Origin of the sequence: Falsiruegeria mediterranea M17 (genome assembly GCF_900302455.1) — a bacterium.
GTDB lineage: Bacteria > Pseudomonadota > Alphaproteobacteria > Rhodobacterales > Rhodobacteraceae > Falsiruegeria > Falsiruegeria mediterranea.
In genome coordinates, this window is record NZ_ONZG01000031.1 from 1 (window position 1) to 6,431 (window position 6,431).

A 6,431-nucleotide genomic window follows, 5' to 3' on the forward strand; every position below is an offset into this window, starting at 1 on the left:
GCCATCGCCCAAAACCTCCGGAAACTAGCAAAACTCAAGCCAATGGTGACAACCACCGGCTGACAACAAGCCTCAGCATCGGTCGTTCAATAAAATCAGCGCAGTAGCTAAACGCGCAACGCCAAAAACCAACGACTTTTTCAACGAAATCAGCCCAACCCAGACCTTGCTTCTTAGCGCAGCATGCTTCGCAATGGGCGGATTGCGGCCATTCTCTGCAAACGCGAATACTCCAATCTGAATCGTCAAATGCAGCCATTCAAGAGTGGAGTAGTTGGCGGACCTGTAGCCCTCAAATTCAGCCCGAATATCTTCGTTTTCCCCACCAAGGTTTCTGTTAAACGCATACGATTTCTGGGCACGGTTTGAAATACTTGAATGGGGATCATTTTTTTTCTCTCCCATGCTAGAAGTCCACCGTTTACAACCAAATCTCCCCAGACAACTAAGCATCGCAGGCTCCACGGCCTGATCGAGATCAGGGAACACTTCCCATTCCAGTTCTATAATGTGTTGTGAGGGTTTTAGGAGGAACGCTCATGAAAACACTAGGTAAGATTCTGTTGGCTCTCGTGGTCCTTGTCGGAGTGGTGGTGCTGCTCGTGGATCTGTTGACCTCGTCTGACCGAACAACCGCCCGCGACTTTGTCCTCTTGGCCAGCACCGGGGAATATGTAGCGGCGCGCCAGTTGTTGCATGACGAACTGCAAACGCAGTTTCCCCTTGATCGTTTCGAACAAGTGTTCGCAGACGTGAAACCCTATTCCGACGTGTCTTTCTCTTCGGTTGAGACCAGCGGTAGCGGCACGTCAATGACCGGAGTCGCAACGACCGACGATGACTGTAGCAGCAAGGTCTCCTTTGAGGTTCTCAGGGATCGCATCATCGCCTTCAACATTGCACCACTATGTCGACGGTAACCACTTCCCGCCAATCAAAATTGGCCCATAGATCAAATAGCAAAGGTAACCCCGTGATGAGAGCATTCAACGTCTTCTTGTCTGCCGTTTTTGCGATACTGCTTGTCCCGGCAGAGCGCGCATTGGCAGAAACGCACACCGACCCGATCTTTGGGTTCAAGATCACCACGCCTGATACGTGGCAATCGCTCCAGATGGATGATGGGACGGACCGGGTGCTGCAAATGCAAAGCCCCGACGGCAACGCCTTTGGCGAGGTTCGCGCCGTGCATCTGTCACGTGATGTATCGCTGGAAAGTTTGCGCGAGGCCTTTATCTCAACCATCTCTCCCGAGGCCATTCTGGTTGGATCGCAGGCTGAAACTCTGTCTGGGTTACCGGGGGAGGTCTCGGCCTGGACGGCCGACATGGATGGGCAGCAAGTCATCATTGGTGGTTTTTTTGCCATTGATGGCCCTGTTGGCTACGTGCTTTGGACGGTGACAGCCAGGCAAAATTATGATGCGTACTCCGATGATTTTGACAAGATATTCGATACCTTCTTACCGGGCTACGTGATTGGCACCTATGCAGGTGAAACAGCACCTCCGGTCGTGGATACAATACCGCCCGCGCAAACGTCCAATTTTGACCAGGCAGAACTGTTCAAGAATCTCGTCGCAGAACCACATCCCGAACTGGGGTTTGTGTTTGTGCGCTATGATGCTTGGCATCCGGATCAACCAGCTCCATACGCGTTGCGTGTCGGTTTGATGGAATACCCGCCGGAAATGCGCCCTTCGATTGTTATCGAAGCCCTTGCGGGCGAGGCCTATGCCTCATTGCAGGCCGGGATCGCGGACCTGAAATCTCAACTGATGGACGCACCCGGTGTCCAGTTTGATCAGGATGGCCCCCATCAGATCGAGAACATGTCTGAGAATGGCCAACTTATGGATGGCTGGTCGTTTGGCGCCTCGTATCTGCATGGCGATGTTCCTTTCCGGCAGTTGACCTTTCTCTTCAAAAGAAAAGACCCCAGCGTCTTCTATGCCATTTACGTAACTGGCCCTCAGGAAATCCTGATGCAGCATCAACCCGAAATGCTTCGGATGTTGCAAGCCATTCAAATCGTTCCGTTCCAGTAAGGAGACGCACAAATGAAATCGCTAGCGTACGTTCTGTCCGTCGCCGCAATGATCGCACCACTCGCGGTCTTTGCCCAAAGCTGCGAGACAGTCGCGACCGTCACAACGGATGGAACCGGGGCACCTGACCGCTATCGCACAGGCGGCACATATTTCCCTGTCAAGATTGAGACAATCGGTGCGGATCAAACGCTGAGAATCGCGCCTCTGTCCGGTCCCTATCAGTATGTCACCCTGCACAGCCGAACGCCGGGAGGGTCTTGGAGTACGTCATACAAAGGGAACCGGACCGAGTTTCCTGGCACTGATCCGATCATCGCAGAATGTCGACAGTCTTCGAACTGCACGCATATCATTGTGTCGGTGAACGGTGGCCACGAAAAATACGAACCCGTTTTGAGTTCAGCAGATGTGCAATTGTGCCGCCAAGTGGCGCATCCGCATCAGGACCTGACCCTGGATACGACCTGGACCGCACCCAAAAGTGGATGGCAAATTGATTTGCCATCGCAGTGGACGCGAGACGTTCAGGATGATCCCAACGGTGGGACAGGTATGTTCACCTCTCAGGATGGAAATGTCGTGGTGGGTGTTACGACCATGACACCAGATCAGCATTTAGAGGACAGTGCCCTGATCGAAGCTTTCCATAGCATTATGTTCAGCTCAGCGCCCATCGTGACAAAGGAACCTGTCAATCTGGCAGGGATCCAAGGTACATTGCACCGCTACAACCTTTTGATTGACGGGACCGGGTACTGGGCGATTGCAGTCTATTTGCCGGCAGCTCCGAATTACTACATCGGCTGGGGTATCGTTCCCGAGGCGATGATGAATGATCGGGCCGAGGACGTCGTCAAAGTCTTGAACACGCTTCGACTGCTTGATCCTCCTCAGGCGCTAGAAACCCGACCGGACGCAGCGCTAAGCGTGGTTCTTCTGACCGTTGGGGATGATGCGAGAATTAGCCAGGCTCCGGGATACGCAAAGACGATCTTTCAGCCCAGCACGCCGGAAATCCACATGTTCGCAGCCATCACGGGCACAGAACGCACAGGCCACATCCTGCAACAGCTTCACTATCTGGAAAATGGCCAGCTGGCGATGGAGCAAGCGTTGGATGTTGCCGCTGTTCCCACTGGCCAGATGATTGAGCTGCGCGGCTCGTTTTTGGTGCCAACGAACGGCTGGCCGCTCGGCGCCTACCGTGTGGTGCTGAGCTACGAGGGCAAAGAACTGGCGAGCCACATGATTTACGTAGGAGAAGCAGAATGAAACGCATGATGATGCTTTTGGGTGCGGCTCTTGCCATGACAGGCACGTCAGCATGGGCGCAATACAACAGCAGCCCCGTAGAAAAGATGTGCTACGGCGGTCGCAACCAAATGGGACTGTATCTCTGCGCCTGTGACCAGAGTTTCATTTCCGGCATGTCCGCGCTTGTGCTTGGAAATTCAGTGGTGCTGCATGGCCCCGGTGAGTTGATGAATTGCCTTGCCTGGGCTGATGAAATGAACGGTGTGCCCGGCGGTATGGCTGGCAGGCCTGCGCAAATTCCGCAAATACCGACCACCATACCCAAGGCAGACATCTATAAACCTGCAATATCGCCCATGGTGACCCTGCCTTCGTCTGCTGGCCCTTGCGGCGAGGTGTTCAATGCCTGCAACGCGGCGCGGCAACCCGATTGCATGAACCGATTCAACGCCTGTAGCACAACCCGGATCGATCAGGATCGCGAGACGGCCGTTCTGGCGAAATTACTATCCCCCGACACGGCTGCAAAGCTTGCAGCACTCGCACCCCCGCCCGTGGACGAGCATGGCAACGGCATGGCACAGGCCCATTCGATCAAGCTATTCAGCAGCGTGAAAACCGTTCCGTCTGCAAATTTCGAGAGCTTTCTCGAGACGAGATTTTTGATCGACCCCGACAGTTTTCTCGGCAAGACCCTGAATGTGGCGCCACCGTGGTCGGGCAACGTCACCCTTGATCCGGGTGGTAAAATCACCCTGGCCGGAGACAACGCTGGCACCAAACCCATCTACGTCGACAACGTTTTGGTGTTTTGTTTCAACGGATCAAAATGCGTGTCCGTCGGGCAGCAGGACGCAAGTGGGTTCAAACAGTCAAATGGCGGCAACATTGAACACGTCAGTTCCATGGGATTTAACTTCGAGGCCGGGGCAATCGACCTGACCCCCTTCTTTGTTCCCGGACAGGCCACAAGCGTTCAAGCCTATGCCATTGACTATGGTGGGGCAGCGGGTGTGTCAGACATCTTTCTGATCGTCGAGGGCGGACATACAAGCGGCGCCAGTCAAACAGCCAGTCAGGCGTCTGGTGTCGACGTCGAATTCCGACTGCGTTCAAAGCCGTTCAACTTCCGGTTTTCTTGCGATGTCGACGCGATCATCGGAAATTTGATGTGTGACCGAAACTATACCGCCGCTTACACAGCATCGACCAACACATGGAAAGTCTGCGGTGTAAATCGCAACCTGCCGGGATCCTGCTGGGAATATGACAATGCACCTGCATCCGGGCCCTATTTTTCAGCCTGGGGTATCGTCCTGAAAGTCGCGGCGGATGGCAGCATGACCCGAGATGGCGTAGCCCACGGGCAAGCCGAGATAGTCGGAACCAAGCCACTGCGCCGCCCTTCACGTTCCGAAAAACTGCCGCCGCTTAGCTACAAGCCCCCCAAATTGGGCATGCCAGGCAATAGACAAGGAACAGGGGGACCACGCTACTACGTGGACAACCCCTAAAATCACAACCGCACCGAGCCGAAACCACGGCCCGGTGTGGTTCTCCACCAAAATGAAATCGGGAGACCCACATGAGACGTTTTCTTCGAGCTGCAATGGCCGCTGCAACCTTGTCCATGGTCGTGCCCATGCCTCTCTACGCCAATGACTCGATGGCGGTTATGGAGGCTGGCGGACTCAGGTTGGTGCGGGACGCTCCGGTCGAAATCCTGACCGAACAGCTCTATATTTCAACTACTGAGATTCGCGTCGACTACCAGTTTCGCGCAGCTGACAACCTCGGCACAACGACCCTCGTCGCCTTTCCGCTTCCGGAATATGATCTGGCCTGGCACAGCTATTCTGTGCTGGGTGAGGACAGCGATACGGTTCAATCCCGCAGCAATTTCCGTGTCTGGGTCGACGGGAATGAAATCTCGCCTCAGTTGGAAGTGAAGGCCATGCGGAATGGCATCGACGTCACATCACAGCTGATCTCATACGGCATCCCAATCGACTCGTTAAGTTATCTCGGCCTGATGAATGCGCTGGAGGCGCAATCGTCGCAAGCGCGAAGCTGGCTGCAGGAGAACGATGTTGTGCGCTGGAATGACGGCTATGACCCCGAGCCGCTCTGGACGGCCAAGGCAACATATTACTGGAGCCAGACCTTCCCTGCAGGGAAGACGGTGCATGTGCGTCATGCCTACCGGCCCATTGCCGGTGCGTTTTTTATCGCGGACCCGCAGTTAAGGGATTTCTCTCCGGCGGATTTCTGTATGTCAGCCGGTGAAAAGAAGGGCGTTCTCAACCGTCTCAAGAAAGCCAACCATGGCGCGCTTTTAGCCAGCCAAGTGCGCTATGTCCTGACCACCGGCGCAAACTGGCAGGGTCCGATTGGCCAATTTCATCTTATTGTGGATAAGGCCCGACCTGAGGCCCTGGTGAGCTTGTGTTTCGATGGGCTGAAGAAGACCGCTCCGACCCGATTTGAGACAACCATCCGGAACTTTGTCCCAACTCAGGACCTGGATCTTTTGTTCGTCAATTCCGACACGCCTTAGGGAGGAAGCCAGATTTGACTTAGCATATTAACCCTCGTCGCATGGGGGGTACCAAGCCATGGCCGCCGTTAGTGCCAACAGAATCGATAGACTGATTTCGGAAGGGTCTGCGTAAAAACATCGGGTTGCAAATGCAGGGAGTGCGCGCGGATGCCCGCTGAGTCCCGCATCTCGATTGTTGAAACCGACCGCAGCGAAGGGTCGGATCGGACTCCGCCGATCTGATCAGCTTTTAACGACCGCTCTGGGGAAATCCGCTGCGTTGGCGAAATCCTGATGCTGCACGAGTAAGCATCATTTCACACTTTCTGCAGATGCATTCGCTGCAGCGGCATGGGTCCGCTTCGTCCGCTGCTCCGACATTTCAAGACCGACTTTGCAAAGCCCGCTATCTGCGCATTGCAGCCCTTGGTTCAGAGCGCAGCGAATGGCAGCAATCCGCCGATTTTGTTGAAAAACTGATACTTGATCGAGGCATGATCTGCTGATTCAATTCTCTTATTGATTGGGAGGATTGGCGATGATGGGACCCAAGCAGGAAGCGCAGGCGGCACTGTTTTACGAGTTCTC

The 6,431-nt window shown here is 54.6% G+C and carries 6 protein-coding genes; 5 read left to right on the forward strand and 1 reads right to left on the reverse strand.

Annotation, left to right across the window (positions count from 1 at the left end):
- Window positions 1-72: 72 nt before the first annotated feature.
- Complete coding sequence (locus TRM7615_RS25095; protein WP_108792715.1) at window positions 73-405, reverse strand: hypothetical protein; 333 nt, start codon at window positions 403-405, stop codon at window positions 73-75.
- A 134-nt stretch (window positions 406-539) separates the two neighbouring features.
- Between TRM7615_RS25095 and TRM7615_RS25100 the strand changes: the two genes are divergently transcribed.
- The 5 genes from TRM7615_RS25100 (at window position 540) to TRM7615_RS25120 (ending at window position 5,861) form a co-directional block, all read left to right on the forward strand.
- Window positions 540-920 carry a hypothetical protein gene (locus TRM7615_RS25100; RefSeq protein ID WP_108792716.1) on the forward strand — a complete coding sequence of 127 codons (381 nt, stop codon included), beginning with the start codon at window positions 540-542 and terminating at the stop codon, window positions 918-920.
- 56 nt (window positions 921-976) lie between these two features.
- Entirely contained in the window at window positions 977-2,047 is a 1,071-nt protein-coding gene (locus TRM7615_RS25105; protein WP_108792717.1) for a hypothetical protein, read from the forward strand.
- A 12-nt stretch (window positions 2,048-2,059) separates the two neighbouring features.
- Entirely contained in the window at window positions 2,060-3,322 is a 1,263-nt protein-coding gene (locus TRM7615_RS25110; RefSeq protein ID WP_108792718.1) for a hypothetical protein, read from the forward strand.
- Window positions 3,319-4,818, forward strand: coding sequence for a hypothetical protein (locus TRM7615_RS25115; RefSeq protein WP_108792719.1), 1,500 nt, complete (start codon window positions 3,319-3,321; stop codon window positions 4,816-4,818). The genes TRM7615_RS25110 and TRM7615_RS25115 overlap by 4 nt, the downstream gene beginning before the upstream one ends.
- Window positions 4,819-4,913: 95 nt before the next feature.
- A complete protein-coding gene (locus TRM7615_RS25120) occupies window positions 4,914-5,861 on the forward strand; it encodes a DUF4424 family protein (protein WP_165821549.1) in 948 nt (315 codons plus the stop codon).
- The last annotated feature ends 570 nt before the right edge of the window (window positions 5,862-6,431 follow it).

Bases quoted from the DNA above. Each gene is read 5' to 3' on its own strand.
- TRM7615_RS25100 (WP_108792716.1), top strand. From the start codon at position 540: ATGAAAACACTAGGTAAGATTCTGTTGGCTCTCGTGGTCCTTGTCGGA.
- TRM7615_RS25095 (WP_108792715.1), bottom strand. From the start codon at position 405: ATGGGAGAGAAAAAAAATGATCCCCATTCAAGTATTTCAAACCGTGCC.
- TRM7615_RS25120 (WP_165821549.1), top strand. From the start codon at position 4,914: ATGGCCGCTGCAACCTTGTCCATGGTCGTGCCCATGCCTCTCTACGCC.
- TRM7615_RS25110 (WP_108792718.1), top strand. From the start codon at position 2,060: ATGAAATCGCTAGCGTACGTTCTGTCCGTCGCCGCAATGATCGCACCA.
- TRM7615_RS25105 (WP_108792717.1), top strand. From the start codon at position 977: ATGAGAGCATTCAACGTCTTCTTGTCTGCCGTTTTTGCGATACTGCTT.
- TRM7615_RS25115 (WP_108792719.1), top strand. From the start codon at position 3,319: ATGAAACGCATGATGATGCTTTTGGGTGCGGCTCTTGCCATGACAGGC.